Origin of the sequence: Pannus brasiliensis CCIBt3594, assembly GCF_036688125.1 — a bacterium.
Classification (GTDB): Bacteria; Cyanobacteriota; Cyanobacteriia; order Cyanobacteriales; family Microcystaceae; genus Pannus; species Pannus brasiliensis.
Map to the genome: position 1 here is coordinate 93,159 of NZ_JBAFSM010000002.1, position 18,074 is coordinate 111,232.

The 18,074-nt window shown below is 53.1% G+C and carries 17 protein-coding genes and 1 other RNA gene; 4 read left to right on the plus strand and 14 right to left on the minus strand.

Translation table 11 applies throughout. The features are described from left to right. Window positions 1–131 precede the first annotated feature (131 nt). The 4 genes from tpiA to V0288_RS01710 form a co-directional block, all read right to left on the minus strand. A complete protein-coding gene (gene tpiA, locus V0288_RS01695; RefSeq protein ID WP_332863272.1) occupies window positions 132–857 on the minus strand; it encodes a triose-phosphate isomerase in 726 nt (241 codons plus the stop codon). Between the two features lie 65 nt (window positions 858–922). Next, entirely contained in the window at window positions 923–1,645 is a 723-nt protein-coding gene (gene rph, locus V0288_RS01700; protein ID WP_332863273.1) for a ribonuclease PH, read from the minus strand. A 235-nt stretch (window positions 1,646–1,880) separates the two neighbouring features. Further along, window positions 1,881–2,093, minus strand: a complete 213-nt coding sequence (locus tag V0288_RS01705; RefSeq protein ID WP_332863274.1) for a HEPN domain-containing protein — start codon at window positions 2,091–2,093, stop codon at window positions 1,881–1,883. After that, the gene (locus V0288_RS01710; protein ID WP_332863275.1) at window positions 2,090–2,410 is read right to left on the minus strand and encodes a nucleotidyltransferase domain-containing protein; all 321 of its coding nucleotides are present in this window, start codon (window positions 2,408–2,410) and stop codon (window positions 2,090–2,092) included. The genes V0288_RS01705 and V0288_RS01710 overlap by 4 nt, the downstream gene beginning before the upstream one ends. A 232-nt stretch (window positions 2,411–2,642) precedes the next feature. On the opposite strand from V0288_RS01710, the gene V0288_RS01715 reads away from it, so the two are divergent. Next, window positions 2,643–5,573, plus strand: a complete 2,931-nt coding sequence (locus V0288_RS01715; protein WP_332863276.1) for a DEAD/DEAH box helicase — start codon at window positions 2,643–2,645, stop codon at window positions 5,571–5,573. Here V0288_RS01715 and V0288_RS01720 read toward each other — a convergent pair. From V0288_RS01720 to ssrA, 4 genes are all read right to left on the minus strand, one after another. Further along, a complete protein-coding gene (locus tag V0288_RS01720; protein WP_332863277.1) occupies window positions 5,570–6,130 on the minus strand; it encodes a hypothetical protein in 561 nt (186 codons plus the stop codon). The genes V0288_RS01715 and V0288_RS01720 overlap by 4 nt on opposite strands. Window positions 6,131–6,409: 279 nt before the next feature. After that, the gene (locus V0288_RS01725) at window positions 6,410–7,582 is read right to left on the minus strand and encodes a pyridoxal phosphate-dependent aminotransferase (RefSeq protein WP_332863278.1); all 1,173 of its coding nucleotides are present in this window, start codon (window positions 7,580–7,582) and stop codon (window positions 6,410–6,412) included. Continuing rightward, the gene (locus V0288_RS01730; RefSeq protein WP_332863279.1) at window positions 7,579–7,950 is read right to left on the minus strand and encodes an FHA domain-containing protein; all 372 of its coding nucleotides are present in this window, start codon (window positions 7,948–7,950) and stop codon (window positions 7,579–7,581) included. Before V0288_RS01730 ends, V0288_RS01725 begins: the two co-directional genes overlap by 4 nt. Before the next feature lie 23 nt (window positions 7,951–7,973). Continuing rightward, window positions 7,974–8,363: a transfer-messenger RNA gene (gene ssrA, locus V0288_RS01735) on the minus strand. Between the two features lie 429 nt (window positions 8,364–8,792). Here ssrA and mrdA point away from each other — a divergent pair. Continuing rightward, a complete protein-coding gene (gene mrdA, locus V0288_RS01740) occupies window positions 8,793–10,658 on the plus strand; it encodes a penicillin-binding protein 2 (protein ID WP_332863280.1) in 1,866 nt (621 codons plus the stop codon). Here the strand turns inward: mrdA and V0288_RS01745 are convergent. Further along, the gene (locus V0288_RS01745) at window positions 10,633–11,232 is read right to left on the minus strand and encodes a Uma2 family endonuclease (RefSeq protein WP_332863281.1); all 600 of its coding nucleotides are present in this window, start codon (window positions 11,230–11,232) and stop codon (window positions 10,633–10,635) included. The genes mrdA and V0288_RS01745 overlap by 26 nt on opposite strands. Before the next feature lie 345 nt (window positions 11,233–11,577). Here V0288_RS01745 and V0288_RS01750 point away from each other — a divergent pair, with 345 nt between their 5' ends. Further along, window positions 11,578–11,961, plus strand: coding sequence for a hypothetical protein (locus V0288_RS01750; protein WP_332863282.1), 384 nt, complete (start codon window positions 11,578–11,580; stop codon window positions 11,959–11,961). A 179-nt stretch (window positions 11,962–12,140) separates the two neighbouring features. Continuing rightward, the gene (gene ureC / locus V0288_RS01755; RefSeq protein WP_332863369.1) at window positions 12,141–13,850 is read left to right on the plus strand and encodes an urease subunit alpha; all 1,710 of its coding nucleotides are present in this window, start codon (window positions 12,141–12,143) and stop codon (window positions 13,848–13,850) included. 139 nt (window positions 13,851–13,989) lie between these two features. On the opposite strand, the gene V0288_RS25035 is transcribed toward ureC, so the two are convergent. From V0288_RS25035 to V0288_RS01775, 5 genes are all read right to left on the minus strand, one after another. Continuing rightward, window positions 13,990–14,226: a hypothetical protein gene (locus tag V0288_RS25035; protein ID WP_422661864.1), complete on the minus strand. Its 237-nt coding sequence runs from the start codon at window positions 14,224–14,226 to the stop codon at window positions 13,990–13,992. Between the two features lie 175 nt (window positions 14,227–14,401). Beyond that, a complete protein-coding gene (locus V0288_RS01760; protein WP_332863283.1) occupies window positions 14,402–14,806 on the minus strand; it encodes an endonuclease domain-containing protein in 405 nt (134 codons plus the stop codon). 195 nt (window positions 14,807–15,001) lie between these two features. Continuing rightward, complete coding sequence (locus V0288_RS01765; RefSeq protein ID WP_332863284.1) at window positions 15,002–15,217, minus strand: type II toxin-antitoxin system HicB family antitoxin; 216 nt, start codon at window positions 15,215–15,217, stop codon at window positions 15,002–15,004. Then, entirely contained in the window at window positions 15,214–15,435 is a 222-nt protein-coding gene (locus V0288_RS01770) for a type II toxin-antitoxin system HicA family toxin (protein WP_332863285.1), read from the minus strand. Before V0288_RS01770 ends, V0288_RS01765 begins: the two co-directional genes overlap by 4 nt. Next, a complete protein-coding gene (locus V0288_RS01775) occupies window positions 15,419–17,980 on the minus strand; it encodes a tetratricopeptide repeat protein (protein WP_332863286.1) in 2,562 nt (853 codons plus the stop codon). Before V0288_RS01775 ends, V0288_RS01770 begins: the two co-directional genes overlap by 17 nt. Window positions 17,981–18,074 lie beyond the last annotated feature (94 nt).

Below are 18,074 nucleotides of genomic sequence, written 5' to 3' on the forward strand. Positions count from 1 at the left end.
ACGGAATCGGAAGATAACTTGATAGCCCGAGAAAATCCGGTAAAGTTACGCGACAGATCGCCCGATCGATTCTCAGAAAAAAAAGAGTGGCAATCCTTACCGATCGCCACTTTACCGATGTCAATACCGAATTAACGATAATTCACGATCCGGGCGAATCCCGCCGCGTCCAGACTCGCGCCACCGACGAGCGCGCCGTCGATCTCCGGTTGTGCCATAATTTCGTCGATATTGTCCGGTTTTACCGAGCCACCGTATTGAATCGTCACGTCTTTATTCGAGAGTTGTTCGCGGATCAGCCCGATCACGCGGTTGGCTTCCGTCGCCTCGCAGGTATCCCCCGTCCCGATCGCCCAGATGGGTTCGTAGGCGATCACCAGATTACTCTGATCCACGTCCACCAGACCGCGTTTAATCTGGTTGATAATCACCGTTTCCGTCTCGCCCGCGTCTCTCTGCGCCTTACTTTCCCCGACACAGAGAATCGGGATCAATCCCTGTTTCTGCGCCGAGATCACCCGTAAATTCGCGGTTTCGTCCGTTTCTCCGAAATATTGGCGGCGCTCGCTATGGCCGATCACCACGTAATGCACGCCGAGTTCGGTGAGCATGGCGGCCGATATCTCGCCCGTGTAGGCTCCCGATCGCTCCCAGTGGACGTTTTGCGCCCCCAGACGGATACGCCCGCCGTGGAGGGTTTTCGAGAGGACGGGGAGGGCGGTAAACGGGGCGCAGAGTACCACTTCCCGATCGTCGGGCGTTTCGTCTAAGTGTGATTTAAACCCTTGCAAAAACTCCAGCGCTTCCGCCTGGGTTTTGTGCATTTTCCAGTTACCGGCAATGATAATCTTCGGCACAGCTAAATTAATCTAGTTTGTTTCATAAATTTATCGCGAACCTCACTATACGGCTTTTTGTGACCCTAAGCAAGATCGACGATCGCCGCCTGTTGCCGGCAGATCTCGCGGATACCGATCTCGGCCAGATCGAGAATCCGATTTAACCGCGCGCGGCTGAAGGGTTTTTCCTCGGCGGTTCCCTGAATCTCGATCAGATCCAGATTCCCCGTCATCACCACGTTACAATCGACCTCGGCTTTCATGTCCTCGATATAGTTCAAGTCGAGAAAGGGTTCCCCGTCGATCAAACCGACGGAAACCGCCGCCACGGGGTAGAGAATCGGCGATCGCTCTAGAATTCCCCCGCTGACTAATTTTTTCACGGCGAGAGCGAGGGCGACGTACCCCCCGGTAATAGCACAGCAACGCGTTCCCGCGTCCGCCTGGATCACGTCCGCGTCCACGAGAATCGTTCTCTCGCCGAGTACGGAAAAATCGAGGCTCGATCGCAGACTTCTCCCGATCAATCGCTGGATTTCTTGGGTTCTTCCCGATAATTTGAGAAATTCCCGTTGCTGTCTCTCCTGTGTCGCCTGGGGGAGCATCCGATATTCGGCGGTTAACCAACCCCGTCCGCTACCCGCGAGGAATTTCGGTACACCTTCTTGAACGGTGACGTTACATAATACTTTCGTGTCCCCGCAACTGGCTAACACCGATCCCGCGGAATAACGGGTGTACTCGGTTTCAAAACGGATCGGGCGGAGTCGATCGAACGGTCGATCGTCGGGACGTTGCCAGGGCATCGGAATTTCAAACAGGAGTTATGGACTGTTCTTATAGTAGGCGATGGAGTCGCGAGCGCGAGCGATCGATTTAAGATAAAAGCAAATCTTCAATAAAATCGATCAGAATTTCCGCATTATTGATTTGTTCTTGGGCTTTCTCTACGGACACGGCATTTAATTCTCCATAATCTCCTGTATTTCGTAAATCTTGAGCGTTAATTACGAAGCGATGAAATTCTTGAGGAACGATTCCCTATCTGGCGAATTCCCGCCCCAAGGCGGCAATAACGGCTTGATGGCTCGAAAACGATAGATTTTTAGTCAATAGAAGGGCTTCAACGGCATAAAACATACTATAATACGCGCGTGAAGTGGCATAATCCGCGAATCGGTTAGTTTGTAGCACTTTAGCCGCTTCTAAACTCTGTTTAGCTTTCTCGATTAAATTTTGTTGTTCCGGGGTCAAAATGGAATTCCTTCTTTACGAATATTTAAAAGTAGCGGACTATTGGTATTCTGAAATTTATCAGCGTCCATGAATAGACGGCCGATCACCTGATCGTATTCCAGACATAAATCGGAGACAAAATGACCGGTTTTTTGGATTTCATCGCCCACGTCAACCATATCTTTAAGGACGATTAAAACATCGATATCGGAATCTTCCGTCGCTTCCCCGCGGGCTTGAGAGCCGAACAATATCGTTCGATCGAGACGTTCCCCGTAGAGTTCCGAGAGATAGTTTTTGAGTTTACTTAATAGCTCTTGTAATGTTTCGGGCATAACTCGCTCCCTTCTCCAAGTCAATCCTTTAGAATTCACCGATAAAACTTTAGGTAAAAGTTGACCGTCTTCGCCCCGGAAATGATTTTTGAAAGCGGCGATGATCTCCAGGTCGCGGGATCGTTTCCCCGATCGAGGCGTAAATTTCCCCGTCGATATCCTAGACGATCGGCTAGAATAAAGCGAGAAGTATCTATAATTTACCAGCACCTTCGGCTAGATAAAACCCTACGTGAAAGAGCCTCGAACCACTTCATCCCTCGATATATCGTCGATTTTCCCCTTTGAACTCGATACGTTTCAGAAATCGGCGATCGAAGCGCTCGATCGAGGGTCTTCCATCGTCGTCTGCGCCCCCACCGGCGCGGGTAAAACGCTGATCGGCGAGTACGCGATCGTTCGCGCCCTAGCCCGCGGCAAGCGGGTTTTCTACACCACGCCCCTCAAAGCCCTCTCCAATCAAAAATTCCGCGATTTTCAGGAAAAATTCGGTCGAACCCCGACACGGGGAGACGAGGACAGTCCGCTACTGTTTCGCGAGGTGGGATTGATCACCGGCGATATCGTCATCAATCCGGACGCGCTAATTGTAGTCATGACTACAGAAATTTTCCGCAATATGCTCTATGAGACCCCGATCGGTCAGGTGGGAACCTCGTTAGAGAACGTGGAAACCCTCGTACTCGATGAGTGCCACTATATCAGCGATCGGGGTCGCGGGACGGTGTGGGAAGAATCGATTATCTACTGTCCCAAGAGTATTCAACTGGTCGCGCTGTCCGCCACCATCGGCAATCCCCGCGAACTCACCGACTGGATCAATCACGTCCGGGAAATGCCGGATAACGGGGAAAGCGATCGATCCGCCTCCCTCTGCGAACTGATCGATTCCGATTTCCGTCCCGTTCCCCTACGTTTCTATTTCGCCACCAAAGACGGGATTTTCCCCCTTCTCGACCCCAAACAGACAAAAATGAATCCCCGTCTCAAGGGGACGAACAGCAACGGCAAACAGCGTCGCCTGAAACGGGAAGATTGTCCGAGTATCCGCTCGATCGTCCACGAATTGCGCGATCGCGATATGCTTCCCGCCATTTACGTCATTTTTAGCCGCAAAGGATGCGACGGCGCGATCCGGGAAATGCAGGATACCAGTCTCGTTAATTCCGAGGAAGCGCGGGCGATTTACTATCGTTTACTCCTGTTCTTTTTAGAGGATAACGCCCCCCTTCAAGAAGCGGTTCTCTCCTTTTTCGCCATCGAGAATCCGCCCCTCCAGCGCAAACTCCTCGCCTTTCTCGCCAATAATCCGAACGCGGCCGAAGATCTGTTAAACCAGTTGATCGACGATCCCGACAGTAAAAATCAACTGTTCGCCTTCCTCGCCGAAGCGTCCCAATTAGTGCGATCGGAGCAGGTAGAACCCTTAACCCGCGGGATCGCCGCCCACCACGCCGGAATTCTGCCGTTATGGAAAGAATTGGTCGAAAAACTCTTCGAGGCGGGTTTAGTGAAAGTGGTGTTCGCGACCGCCACTTTGTCCGCGGGGATCAATATGCCGGCGCGGACGACGGTGATCTCGGCGCTTTCTAAACGCACCGATGACGGTCATAGTATGTTAACCCCGTCGGAGTTCGTGCAGATCGCGGGACGCGCCGGCCGGAGGGGGATGGACGAGGTTGGTCACGTCGTCACCGTGCAAACGCCTTTCGAGGGCGCGAAAGAGGCCGCCTACCTCGCGACCGCCAGCCCGGAACCGTTACAAAGCTGTTTTACGCCGAGTTACGGCATGGTGTTGAATTTATTGCAGAAACACACGTTAGAGGAGGCGAAGGATCTTCTAGAACGCAGTTTCGCCGAATATCTCGCCGGATTGAAGCTCACCCCGGAACGGCAAGCGATCACCTCGCTGACTACGGAACTGGCGAAACTGGATATGGAACTCGCGGGGATCGATCGCTCTCATATTTCCAGCTACGAGAAGTTACGGGAACGTCTCCGCGAGGAAGAACGGTTATATAAAATCCTGCATAGCCAAGCGGAGGCGAATAAACGGCAGGAAATCCACGCGAATTTACCGCATATTCCCATCGGCACGATATTACACCTGAAAGGGAAACATATTAAACTACCGACCCCGGCCCGATCGATCTTCCTGGCGATCGCCCCAGGTTCCGGACAGGTTCCCGCGTTGGTCTGTTTAAGCGAGGATAACCGTTGGTATCTGGCGACTTATCAAGATGTCACCGAGATCGATACCGCGTCTTTCTCCGCGAGGGAACTGCGATCGATCGATCCCCCCTCCCTAGAAGGTTTACACCCCGGCGGTTGGCGCAAGGGAGACGAAACCACCGCGGAACTGGCCGCCTCGATCGCCCCGCGCGCGGCCGGCATCGAACCTTTCCTCGAATTGGTGGAACAAGCACAAAGAATCGAAAATGTCAATACCCAAATCGCGGAACATCCTCTGCACCAACGCAAAAACCCCGGCCGGCTGATCAAGCTGTACCACGATCGGGAGATCGCCAAAGACAAGCTTCACAAAGCCCAGATCAAGTACCAGAAACAACAATCGAGCAAATCCTATTATTGGGAGGAATTTCTCGATCTCATCGAGATTTTGCGCCAGTTTAACGCCCTAGAGGGGTACACGCCCACCCCGTTAGGAGAGGCGGCGGCGACGATCCGCGGGGAAAACGAACTGTGGTTAGGATTGGTGTTCATGTCCGGGGATCTCGATCGATTGACTCCCCCGGAACTCGCGGCGGCGACCTGTGCCGCCATCACCGAACCGCCGCGCCCGGATAGCTGGTGTAATTACGCCCCGCTACCGGAAGCGATCGAGATTTTCCGCCAGAGCGACAATAATCCCCATAATTTACGGGAAATCCGCCGTCAATTGTATCAGGCGCAATCTCACCGGGATATCACCATTCCCGTCTGGCTGGAGACGCAATTCATGGGCATCGCGGCGCGCTGGGCGATGGGGACTTCCTGGGCGGAACTGTGCGACAATACCAATCTCGACGAGGGGGATCTGGTGCGGTTGTTGCGTCGTACCGTCGATATTCTCTGGCAGATCCCGCAGATCCCCGGCGCGTCTCAGGTGTTAAAAGATAACGCCAGAAGTGCCGTTACCGCGATGAAACGATTCCCGCTTTAGGCGACAGACTCGGCTACTTCCACGAGGGGGAAGAAAGGCAGATAGGGGGAAACCGTCCAGCGATAGATCTTTTTGGTGGTGGTGGATTGGAGATTGACGCGCAGGGAGAGGAAGGGGAAGAAGGGGGAGACTGACCAGCCCCAACTTATCGCGGGTTGGTTGGCGGTCGCCTCCGCTTTGACCGACCACGCGGGGAATTGAAACGATTCCCCGATCACCTGTAATCCCTCGTCGGTGACTTGCGCTCGACTGCGACTGATGCCGGAAACCAGACAGAGACTATTTTTCGTACAATTATCGTTAGACGCGACGATCAGGATATCCTTTCCCGCGTCGGCCATCTCGAAGGCGATAAAATCTTCGGCTTGCCAGTGAACGAGGACGGTTTTGCCGTCAATGTCGAGATAACGGGCTTCAATGGGTTCGGGATCGATCAGGCAATCTCGATCGCCCTCCAATCGTCCCCGGACTTTGCCGACGAGAAGGCTATTATCCTCGAACCGATACATCCAGTCGAAAACCCGATCGCTCGCGGACGCTAGATCTCGATCGCTCATCTCGCCTCTCCCCGAAAAACGAAACCGCCACTACTTCCGAAGGTATCACAAAATACAAATGGAGAAAGGGAAAGATTTGTTAAGTTTTTAGCGAATTCTGCCGATTCGAGTGGATCGATAACGAAACTCCGTAGGATCGGTTAGCGCTCTTCGTAACCCATCATTCCCCCGGAATCGCGCGAGGACAACCGTATAAATTCCCTCGATCGAGCGATTTTTTTCAAGGAATATTGATGTCTTAAAAGATGTATTTTAGTGGATTAGCGAAGCGTGTCCACCCTACGAAAATACTTCGATCGCCCTCAAGCCCCTCACCAATCTCTCCACTCCCTCGGCCGCGGTTTCTGGTTGTAGCGCGCCGTAAGCTAACCGCAAATAACAACCCGTATCCATGCCGAAAGTCGAACCGGGTAATAACGCCACCCGATACTCCTCGATTAACTTTTTCACTAACTCGAAATCGTCGATCGATCTCCGAATTTTTAGGAAAAAATAAAACGCGCCGTCCGCGGGAGCGATCGAACAGATATCCCGTACCGACTCCAACGACTGTAAACAGATTTCCCGCACCCGATCGATCGTTTCTAGTTTCTCTACCGGGTAGCTTTTTCCCACCTCTAACGCGCCGATCGCCCCGTATTGAGAGATCACCGGCGGACAGATTAAAATCGTGTCCTGAATCTTATTAACCGCCTCTAACAGCGCTTTCGGAAGAACCATATAGCCGATCCGCCAACTCGCGAAACCGTAGGCTTTAGAAAGACTAAACAGGGAAATCGTATAGGAATCACTTCCCTCGATCGAACAGGGAGAAAAATGCCGAACCCCGTTATAGGTAAAATACTCGTAAGCCTCATCGTGAATATGATAGATTCCCCTCTCCCGACAAACGCGATTTACCTCCCGTAACGCGCTTTCCGGATATACCGCGCCGGTAGGATTATTCGGCGAAATGGTGACGATCGCCCGCGTTTTTTCGGTGATCGCCGCCTCGATCGCCTCCGGACGTAACTGAAAATTCTCGTCCGTCGCCACGAGAACCGCTTGACAATCGGCCATTTTTATGGCCATCTCGTGATTGAAATAATAGGGAGTATTGAGGATAATTTCATCGCCCGCGGACGCGATCGCGAGGAGCGCGTTCATAAACGCCATATTTCCCCCCGCGGTGACGACGATCGTTCTCTCGTCACCGATTTTCACCCCGCTATCCCGATCGAGTTTGGTGGCGATCGCTTCCACTAACGGGGGAATGCCGCGCACCGCTTTATATTTATGATTCTCCGGATCGGCGAGAAACGAGGAAATCGCCTCGATCGCCCCGATCGGGGGAGGATAAAACACCACACCCTGTCCTAACGAGATCGTACCCGGATTTTCGCGGATTAACTGACCGACCACGGGAATAATCGGCGTTTGCACCGTCTCCATACGGGAGGAAAAATGCTTCATTCGTCGGCTAGGGATTGAAAGTGATACAGCGTTTCCTCGGCAGACTCGATCTCGAACAGTAGATTGATCTGTTGATAACTGCCGAAAGTGATTCGATCGCCGCTGTGAAGCCTGATCCGTCCCTCGGGCAAAAGTTCCCCGTTAATCGAGGTTCCGTTCAGACTCCCCACGTCTTCCAGATAGAATCCATCTCTCTCGATATGGACGATCGCGTGAACGCGGGAAATAATCGACGAGTCGGGCAGTTCGGAGAAATCGAGATCGATCTTGATCTTCTGATTCCGTTTCCCCAAATAAACGCGGGTTTTGCCGGTAGGGATTTCCCAGACCGTTTCCGTTTCTTCATGCAGGAGAAAAGCGGCAGGCACTTCGTTTCGATCCCCGAGGGTTGCAATGGAGCCGAGCAGAGTCGAACTGCTGTCCAAATTAGGTATTCACTGTCCGATCGTTCACAGGCTTAGTTTCGATGACCCTCGAAACGGGGACTACCACTTATCCCGGATAGTGGGATGCTCTGATTTAGTCTTAGTCGGTCAGCTAACCAGAGAATGCTAACCGAAGCATCCGTTGGGGTTTATCCATCGCTCTTAACGGAGTCAAACGATGAATGCTCGAGTCTATAAGAGACGATTAGGCGGCTACAGGAGCGGCTTTACGAGCGAAAGGAACGATGTTGTTCGCATTTACGTTTTTTTCGAGCCTTGGATTTACGAGAGACGACTCACTCTCGGCCTGCATCACGGGGGAGCTTTCGCTAACCTGTCGAAACCGTTACGGCCCCTTGGTGATTACACCCTCATTATAAAACTTAATTTCGAGAATTGACAAGCGAGGGGATGGGGAGATGGGGTGTCGGGTGTCGGGTGTCGGGAGATTTTCGGGAAAAGGGGAAGGGGAAAAGGGGAAGGGGAAAAGACCACTTTGAATCGATTGACCTCGGAGGCGGAATGTTGACCCTCGGAGACGGAACCTTGACCCTCGGAGGCGGAATATTGACCCTCGGAGACGGAACCTTGACCCTATTCTCCTACCTCTTGCCTCCTGCCTCCTGCCTCTTTTCCCTTTCCCCTACACCCTTCCCTCCTGCCTCTATACCCCCGAATGGGGAAAAAAATATTACAAAATATTAAGATAATTGTCCGTCGCCTATACTGAAAGAGTCCATTTTCCCAGGGGCGATCGCTCTTTATCTTAGTATTTGGATTAAACCATGCGTCACAGCGGAATCCTATCCCGACCGAAAGCCAAGCTACCCCGTCCGAAACCGTCCCCCTCGCCGTCGAGGAAACCCGGCAACCCGTGGAGAGAGAACGAGAGGACGGTGGGCCGGAATTTTCAATCCTGGCTGATCTTGGGGTCGATCGCTACGGTTTTACTGGGGGGGGTGGGTTCGCGTCTCGCCTACCTGCAACTGTACGAGGGAAAAGCGAACCGGGAACGGGCGGAGAATAACCGTATCCGGATTATCCCGAAACCGCCGGTACGGGGGAATCTGTTCGATCGAAACGGCAAGGTTCTCGCCACGGCGCGCCTCACCCACGCGGCCTACATCTGGCCGAAATCCCAGCGGAACCCGAATCAGGTTCTCAATCTCGATCGCCTCTCCAGTATTCTCAATATCCCTAAAGCCGAACTCGAAAAACGTATTAACGAGGCCGACGAGAATCCTTCCACCCTTGTCCGGATCGCCCGTAGTCTGACTCCGGCGCAAATTATCGCCCTAGAGGAATTTAAAGACGAACTGACGGGGATCGAGGTGGACGTGGAATCGGCGCGCTACTACCCCAACGGTAAAACCGGCGCGCACGTCCTCGGCTATACGGGAGAACTCACCCCGGAAGAATATAAGGAAAAACGCCTGCAAGGGTATCGCCTCGGCGACGTGATCGGTAAAATGGGCGTGGAAGCGACCCATGAATCACAGTTGCGGGGAGAATGGGGCGGATTACAGTTAGAAGTGAACGGATCGGGCAAAGTATTAAAGATTCTCGGACAGAAAGAGGCGAAACCCGGAGCGGATGTTACCCTGACTCTCGATCTCGAACTCCAGAAAGCCGCCGAAGCCGCGCTAGGGAAACAGAAAGGGGCGATCGTGGCGATCGATCCCCGCGATGGCGCGGTTCGGGCGATGGTTAGCTATCCCAGCTTCGATCCGAACGTTTTCTCCGCGCCCATCACCCTCGACACCTGGAAGAAATTACAGGCGGAGGGCAACCCGTTTATTAACCGCTCCCTGCGGGGATTCCCGCCCGCCTCGACCTTTAAAGTCGTGACCGATACCGCGGGCTTGGAATCGGGCAAATTCCCCCCGAACACGATCCTACAGACCGGCCCCGCTCTCCACGTCGGGGGAACGGCTTTCGGGGAATGGAATCACGCCGGTTTCGGCCCGATCGGTTATATTCGGGCGCTGGCGATGAGTAGTAACACCTTCCACGGACAGATCGGGCGCGGGGTGGGCGGCCCGGCCCTGATCGCGATGGCGCGTCGCTACGGTTTCGGACGGAAGACGGGCATCGACCTACCGGAAGAAACCAAGGGATTGATCGCCGATAACGATTGGAAATTGAAGAATTTCACCAATTGGCCCTGGACGGTGGGGGATACGATCAATATGTCGATCGGTCAGGGATTCACCCTCGCCACTCCCCTCCAAGTCGCCGTGATGTTCGCGGTTCCCGCCAACGGGGGTTATCGCGTCAAACCGCATCTCATCCGGGAGGGAGAAGCGAGTCAATGGCGAGAATCGATGAACCTGAAACCCGCCACACTGAATACCCTTCGGGCCGGATTACGGGCGGTGGTTGCCGAGGGAACCGGAAAAGCGCTCTCCGTGCCGCACCTGCCCCCGGTAGCCGGGAAAAGTGGCACCGCGGAAGCCCCGCCGGGGAAAGCTCACGCTTGGTTCGGAGCCTTCGCGCCCTTCGATAAGCCGGAGATCGTCGTTGTCGCCTTCGCCGAGCATTCCGGAGGGGGTGGGGGAAAAGTGGCCGCGCCGATGGTCCGTCAGGTGATGGAAGCTTATTTCAAGGTGAAACCGAAGGAGGAGGCTAAGGGATCGCCAAAGCCGCGTTAGTACCGGGATCTAGGGTCGCGTTCTCGTAGAGGGAATCGATCGATCCCGTGTACCCCACGCTTTTGAGTTCAAAGGTTCCCCGTTCGTCGTCGTAGGATTGGAATAACCAGATCCCGTCGCGCTCGCGTCGGAAACAATCGATCCGCCGGTGTTTTGTATTCACGAGAACGTATTCCTGTAAAGTTTCTAGCGTTTGATAGTCGCTAAATTTATCGCCCCTGTCAAACCCCTCGGTAGAATCGGAGAGAACTTCGACGATTAAACAGGGAAAACGTTTATAAGTATCGGTTTCTCGATCTCTCGGGTCACAAGTCACCATCACGTCGGGATAGAAAAATCGATTCCGTCGCTCGATTCGCGCTTTCATATCGGCGATATACACCCGACACCCGGAACCCCGTAAATGGCTCAAGAGAGAGGCGAAAAGATTGCCGGTGATCGTGACGTGGGTATCGTTCGCCCCCGCCATCGCGTAAATTTCTCCCTCGATATATTCGTGTTTGATGTCCGCTTTTTCTTCTATTTCTAGGTACTCGTCGGGAGTCAGGGGGATAAAACTAGGGTTCGCTACCATGAGTGTACGGGAACTCGGTTTATCTAGATCATATCCCGATCTCGGGCGAGGTTGTTCCGACTGTTTTGAGAGATCTTTTCCGAAATGATCGTGAGCGACGATAACCAGGAATCTTATGAAATTCCTAGAGCGTGGTTCGATCGCTAATTACGAGCGCTACCATTAAAGTTATCTCGAAAAAACTGACGAACCAATGAAAGGACTTTATCAAGACCGTCGCGAGCGATATTCTCTATAGAGTGCGTTACAGGGTATAATCCGTTTGTGAGAAAAACCCGAGGTTTACTTTAAAGATTTTATCGGGATTCTTTCCAGCGCGGGATGATTAGCTCAATAGACACGAACATGAAAAAAATATTTCCGATTTTACCTTTTATTTTACTAGGCACGATCTTCGCCGCTCCCGGTTACGCGAGAGAGATCTCGATTCAATTCCCGCGGGGCAGTCACTGCGGTTCCTATAGCGGACGGGTGAAAGTGGGAGATAATTTCGTTTTAAATTTGGCGAAAGAACAGCAATTAATTATTAAACAAACCACCTCTCACGACTATTCGGTGATCGCTCCCGACGGGAGATCTTTAAAGGTTATCCAAACCTTTCCCGATAACGAGAATCAATACTGGACGGGCAATCGATCGGGGAAATTTAAAGTGAAAGTCGGTAGCGTACCCGATGGCAGACCGATCGATATCCAGTTCTGCGCGTATTCCGGGGAGGGAAAACTGTAGAGAATCGATCGACAAAAATTAACGAAAAAACGCTTGAAGTTATCGAAACTATCCGCCTTACCGGTCTCGATCGCCGGAAGGTGCTAATCGATCGAGAACATCCCCTCTCGATTCTCGATCGATTCCCCGCTGGAAAAACGCCGTATAATGAACCTGGATCTCTCTTCACGGCAATTTCCATGAGTTATCGCATCGATCGACGCACCTACGCGGAAACCTACGGCCCCACCACCGGCGATAAAGTTCGTCTCGCCGACACGGAACTCTTCATCGAGGTCGAACGCGATTTCACCACCTACGGGGACGAGGTAAAATTCGGCGGCGGTAAGGTGATCCGCGATGGTATGGGACAATCGCCGATTTCCCGCGAGGATGGCGCGGTGGATCTGGTGATCACCAACGCGCTGATTCTCGATTGGTGGGGCATCGTGAAAGCCGACGTGGGCATTAAAGACGGGCGGATCTATAAAATCGGTAAGGCGGGAAATCCCCACATTCAGGACAATATCGACATTATTATCGGTCCCTCGACCGAGGCGCTGGCCGGGGAAGGCATGATCCTCACCGCGGGGGGGATCGATACCCATATTCACTTTATCTGCCCGCAACAGATCGAGACGGCGATCGCCTCCGGGATCACGACGATGATCGGGGGAGGAACCGGCCCCGCGACGGGAACCAACGCGACCACCTGTACCCCCGGCGAGTGGAATATCTACCGGATGTTGCAGTCCGCCGACGCTTTTCCGATGAATTTAGGATTTTTGGGCAAGGGGAATAGTTCTTGGCCGGAAGGGTTAGCGGAACAGGTGAAAGCGGGGGCGATCGGCTTAAAGCTACATGAAGACTGGGGAACCACTCCCGCGGCGATCGATACCTGTTTAACCGTCGCCGATAAGTACGATGTTCAGGTCGCTATCCACACCGATACGTTAAACGAGGCCGGTTTCGTGGAAACGACGATCGCCGCTTTTAAAAACCGCGTCATTCACACCTATCACACCGAGGGCGCGGGTGGGGGCCACGCGCCCGATATTATTAAAGTTTGCGGCGAATCGAACGTTTTACCCTCGTCTACCAATCCCACGCGCCCTTACACGATTAATACCCTCGAAGAACACCTCGATATGTTGATGGTCTGTCATCACCTCGATCGAGGTATCCCGGAAGATGTGGCTTTCGCGGAATCCCGTATCCGTCGGGAAACGATCGCCGCAGAGGATATCCTCCACGATCTCGGCGCGTTCAGTATTATTTCCTCCGATTCTCAGGCGATGGGACGGGTGGGGGAAGTGATTATCCGTACCTGGCAGACCGCGCACAAAATGCGGGTACAGCGAGGGAAATTAAGCGGGGAAACGGGAGAGAACGATAATTTACGAGCGAAACGCTACGTCGCCAAATACACGATTAATCCGGCGATCACGCACGGAATTTCCGATCATGTGGGTTCGATAGAACCGGGGAAATTAGCCGATCTCGTTCTCTGGAAACCCGCGTTTTTCGGCGTGAAACCGGAAATCGTGGTGAAAGGGGGAATGATCGCGTGGGCGCAGATGGGCGACGCGAACGCCAGTATTCCTACCCCGCAACCGGTCTATCCGCGTCCGATGTTCGCCGCGTTCGGGGGGGCGATCGGAGCGACTTCCTTGACATTTTTATCGAAATCTGCTATGAAGGCGGGCGTTCCCGATCGCCTGAAACTCCAGAAAATCCCCGTCGCGGTCTACAACACCCGGAATATCAGCAAAGCGAGTATGAAACTCAACGACGCGCTACCCCGCATCGAGGTCGATCCGGAAACCTACGAGGTACGCGCGGACGGGGAATTACTCACCTGTGAACCCGCGACCGTTTTACCGATGGCCCAACGGTATTTTCTATTTTAACCCAAGTTGCTAGTTACAAGTCTCGCACTCTAAACTCTCGTTGCGATCCCCCCTAACCCCCCTTAAAAAGGGGGGGAAATGAGGGAAAGTCCCCCTTAATAAGGGGGATTGAGGGGGATCGGCCGTCTAGGATTTATAACTAGCAACTTACGTTAATAGAACTTATTTGCCCCATTTCTACGCTCACACTATCTAAACGGTTATCGCCCCGACGATAGGACAAAATTTCTACGCCGATCGGCTCGTCTGTAGCCGAGTCTTTAATGAGCATTACGCCGTTATCGAGTTCGGTACAAATTTGGTTTTCTCTGGGAGGTTGCCAGAATACAGTTAAAAGTTCGGTTTCAGGCTCGTAATAGACTTTTCTTTGTGCCATCGGATTTCTGTTTTGAATCGAATAAGTCCAACTAGCAATCTAATTCCCCCCTTTTGAAGGGAGGTTAGGGGGGATCTCCCGATTCAACAGTTAAAAATTCGGTTTCAGGCTCGTAATGGACTTTTATTTATGCCATAAGATTTCTTTTTTGAATTAAATAAGTCCAACTAGCAATCTAATCCCCCCCTTTTGAAGGGGGGTTAGGGGGGATCTCCCGATTCAAACGATCGCAAACTCCTTCAAATTCCTGAAAGATTTGGGCATTGGTAAACCGAATAACTCGGAGTCCGTAGCTTTCTAGGATGGCGGTTCTTTCGCGATCGTAGGCGAGTCCTCGATCGGTGAAGTGGCTGTCGCCGTCTATTTCGATGACGAGTTTGAGAGGAAAGCAATAGAAGTCAACGATAAAGTTGTCGATCGGTCGTTGGCGCAGGACTCGATAGGGAAAGGTTTTGAGGTAACGTTCCCAAAGTTTTTTCTCGGCGGGGGTGGCGTTTTTTCGGAGTTCTTTGGCTCTGGGGATGAGGGCGGGGTTGTAGGGGAGGTGGAAGTCGGTGGTGTTGAGGTGGGGGCGATTCATGGGGATTGGTGGTGAGGCTACAGGTGATCCCCCCTAACCCCCCTTCAAAAGGGGGGAATTGGGGTTTTGTGGGGTGTCTGGGGATGTGATCCCCCCTAACCCCCCTTCAAAAGGGGGGAATTGGGATTTTATGGGGGGTCTGAGGTTATTTCTGATAGTAGCCCTCGACAGTCGGTGGCGAGGGGATGATCGGGTTCAGGCTACGTTAAAGAGGGGTTTGAGGAGGGGAAGAGGTTCGCCGTTTTCTCGCGCCGATTCGACGAGCAGATCTAGGACTTCTTGGGCGTTATGAAAGGCTTCTTCGTAGGTTTTGCCGTGGGTGACGGGTTGCATGACTTCCTCGAATTCGGGCAGGAAGACGACAAAACATTCGTCCTCTTTCGACCATTGAATAACGATGGTATATTTCACGGTTCGTTTTCCTCGCTATTGATATTTCTGAGTTTTTTTAGGGCTTCTTCTACCTGTCGCTCTAGATAGGGTTTGGCATCACTTCCATCTTTTCCGGCGATAATGATGGATTGCGCGAGCTTGGGATGCGTCCATTTGCCGTGACTGCCTTTGGCGGGCTTTTCGGTAAATCCGGCTTTTTTCAGTAGGCTTTTGAGTTCTCTAATTTTCTTGGGCATCCCCGTTTCCCCCTTCAATTTCTGATAGTAGCGCTCGACAGTCGGCGGCGAGAGGGATGCCGAGATCGGTGGCGAGTTGGAGGGCTTGCCGGCAGTAGTCGCGGGCGCGATCGGGTTGGTGGGTTTGGTGGTAGAGGGTGGCGAGGTTTTTGAGGGCTAGGGCTTCTCCAGCGGGAAATTTGATGTTTTGAAAAATGGCGAGGGAGGCTTCTAAGTGGGCTAGGGCTTCGTCGTGTTTTTTTAGTTTAATTTCTTCACCAGCTTGATTGCACAGGACGAGGGCTTCCCCCCGGCGATCTCCGATTTCTCTCGTAATAACTAAATTTTGCCGGTAGAAGTCGATCGCTGTCTCGATCTGCCCTAAATCCGCGTAAGCGTTTCCCAAATTGCCCAAAGCGTCGCCTTCCCCCCTGCGATCACCGATTTCCCTCGCAATGGCTAAAGATTTCCGGTAGAAGTCGATCGCCCACTCGATCAGTCCTAATTTCTTGTAAGCAATTCCTAGATTGCCCAAGGCTCTGCCTTCCCCCCTGCGATGGCCGATTTTCTTATCGATAACTAGCTGTTGCGAGTAGAAATCGATCGCCCGCTCGCTCTGCCCTAAATTGGCGTAAGCAACTCCTAGATTGCCCAAGGCACTGCCCTCCCCCCGACGCTCGCTGATTTCCCTCGCGAGTTTCAGGCTGTTTTCGTGAGCATCGATACATTTCGAGTAATTGCCGAGGCAGAGGTAGGCGTTACCGATCCCTGTCCAGCAGATGATATCTATTTTCTTCCCCGCCTTGCCCAAAATTCGCTGGCAGAGGTCGATTTCCTGTGGATAGTGTCCCCAAATATCCAACTGCCAAGATAATATATGGCCGGACTCGCCTATGGGCTGATTAAATAGTTCGCTCGCTTCGTCCCAATCCTCGGCATCGCAGTAGTGATAAAACGCCTCCAAATACCCCCGCACCGTCTCCAAATTCGGTGCGTCCGCGACGGGTTCGTAGTCCTCCAGCCATAGCGCCGCCGCTTGGCGTTCCGCGGCGCGCCACGTCGCCCTATCCTGCCGTAACATCTCGTTCGCCACGTTGCGGATTAGATTGTGCTGTCGTAGCGGGATCTCTCCGTCCGCGCCGTACCATTCCCCGACTTCCCACACCTCCTCGGCCAGCGATCGAGCTTTCAGGACGTTTAGCGCCGACTCCGCGCAGTCCGGCAATAGCGCCAACCAAAAGCGCTCCGGCACCGATCGCCGGAACACCGACACCCGACGGAGCAATTCCAAGCTATCTTTCGGTAGCCGTAGCAGGGAAGCCTTAATCCGTTCCCTGACATCGGTTTGCAGTTTACGGCGCGTTAATTTCGCCGGATGGCCCGCCTCTAGCGTCTCGAATTTCTCCACCTGCCAGTAACGGGCGATCGCGACTTCTAAAGCTTCAAAATCGCAGGGTTGGGCGCAAATGGATTTGATATCCTCGGCGATGACCCGTAGGACGAGGGGATGACCGCGGTAGATCTTGCCGACGCGTTTGAGGAAATCGAGGGCAGATCCCCCGGAATTTTCACTGGAGGGAGATCCCCCTAAATCCCCCTTAAAAAGGGTGACTTTTGGGTTTTCGGTTGGAGTTTGGGGCGATCCCCCTAAATCCCCCTTAAAAAGGGGGACTTTTAATTGATCCGGGGGGATTATACCGACTTTAGCGAAGAGGGCTAACTGTTGGGCTTCGTCGAGGCCGCGCAATTCTTGGGCGTGCCATCGTGCCGGATAGCGCGAGGCTACGGTTTCTAATCCCGCGGGAATCTCCTGACCGGTTAGCACGATCTGGCTCTGAAGGCGATGTGGCTCCGCCACCGCTTCGCTCCCGCCCGCCAGAATATCGTCGAACAACCTCAGCCACTGCGGATCGGCGAATTCGCTCCATTCTTCTTCCCTTTCCTCGGTTAGCAGTCGCTCCAGCGAGTCGATCTGTACCCGCAGGGGGCGATCGCGCAGGGTTTCGAGTAAATGCCGGCGCAGGTTATCGTCGGATTTTTGGTCTTCGATCGTCACTTCTTCCCCCAGCGATCGCAATAGTTCCGCTCCACTGTTGGAAAATTGGGCCTTAATGTCGCCCCGATCGAGATTCAGACGGCAAAATTGACGATGATCGGCGAGGGTAGCGATCGCCCGTTCCGCCAGCGCCGTCTTGCCAATCCCCGAAATTCCCGAAATCGCCACGATCCGGCGATCGCCACGCAGGGCATCGAGCAGGATATCGGTCTCGATCGGGCGATCGACCCAGATTCTGCCGTCAAATGCCGCGCCGGGGTGGTACGGGGTCGCGGGCGGAGAATTGTCCGTTTCTACAAGGCTTTCCCAATCGTCAATGCCAACAACCTTACACAGATCCTTAAACGTCTTCGCTAAAATCGGCTCGCCCGATCGAAATCGCTTCAGGGTTGCCAGCGTCGTATTGGCCAACTGATACCAAGCTTCTTCCTGCGCTTTCCACCTTTTTTGTTTTCTAGCTCTCTCTATTGTTTCTAAACCCGCTTTTGAAGCCTTAACACTCGCCGCCATAGGTGCGATCTCCCGAAAACCCTTAGCTCGGTCAATAGCTCAATTCTATCTCACCGACAGTTCGCACTAGAAAAAGAGCCAGTTTTGAGCCGGA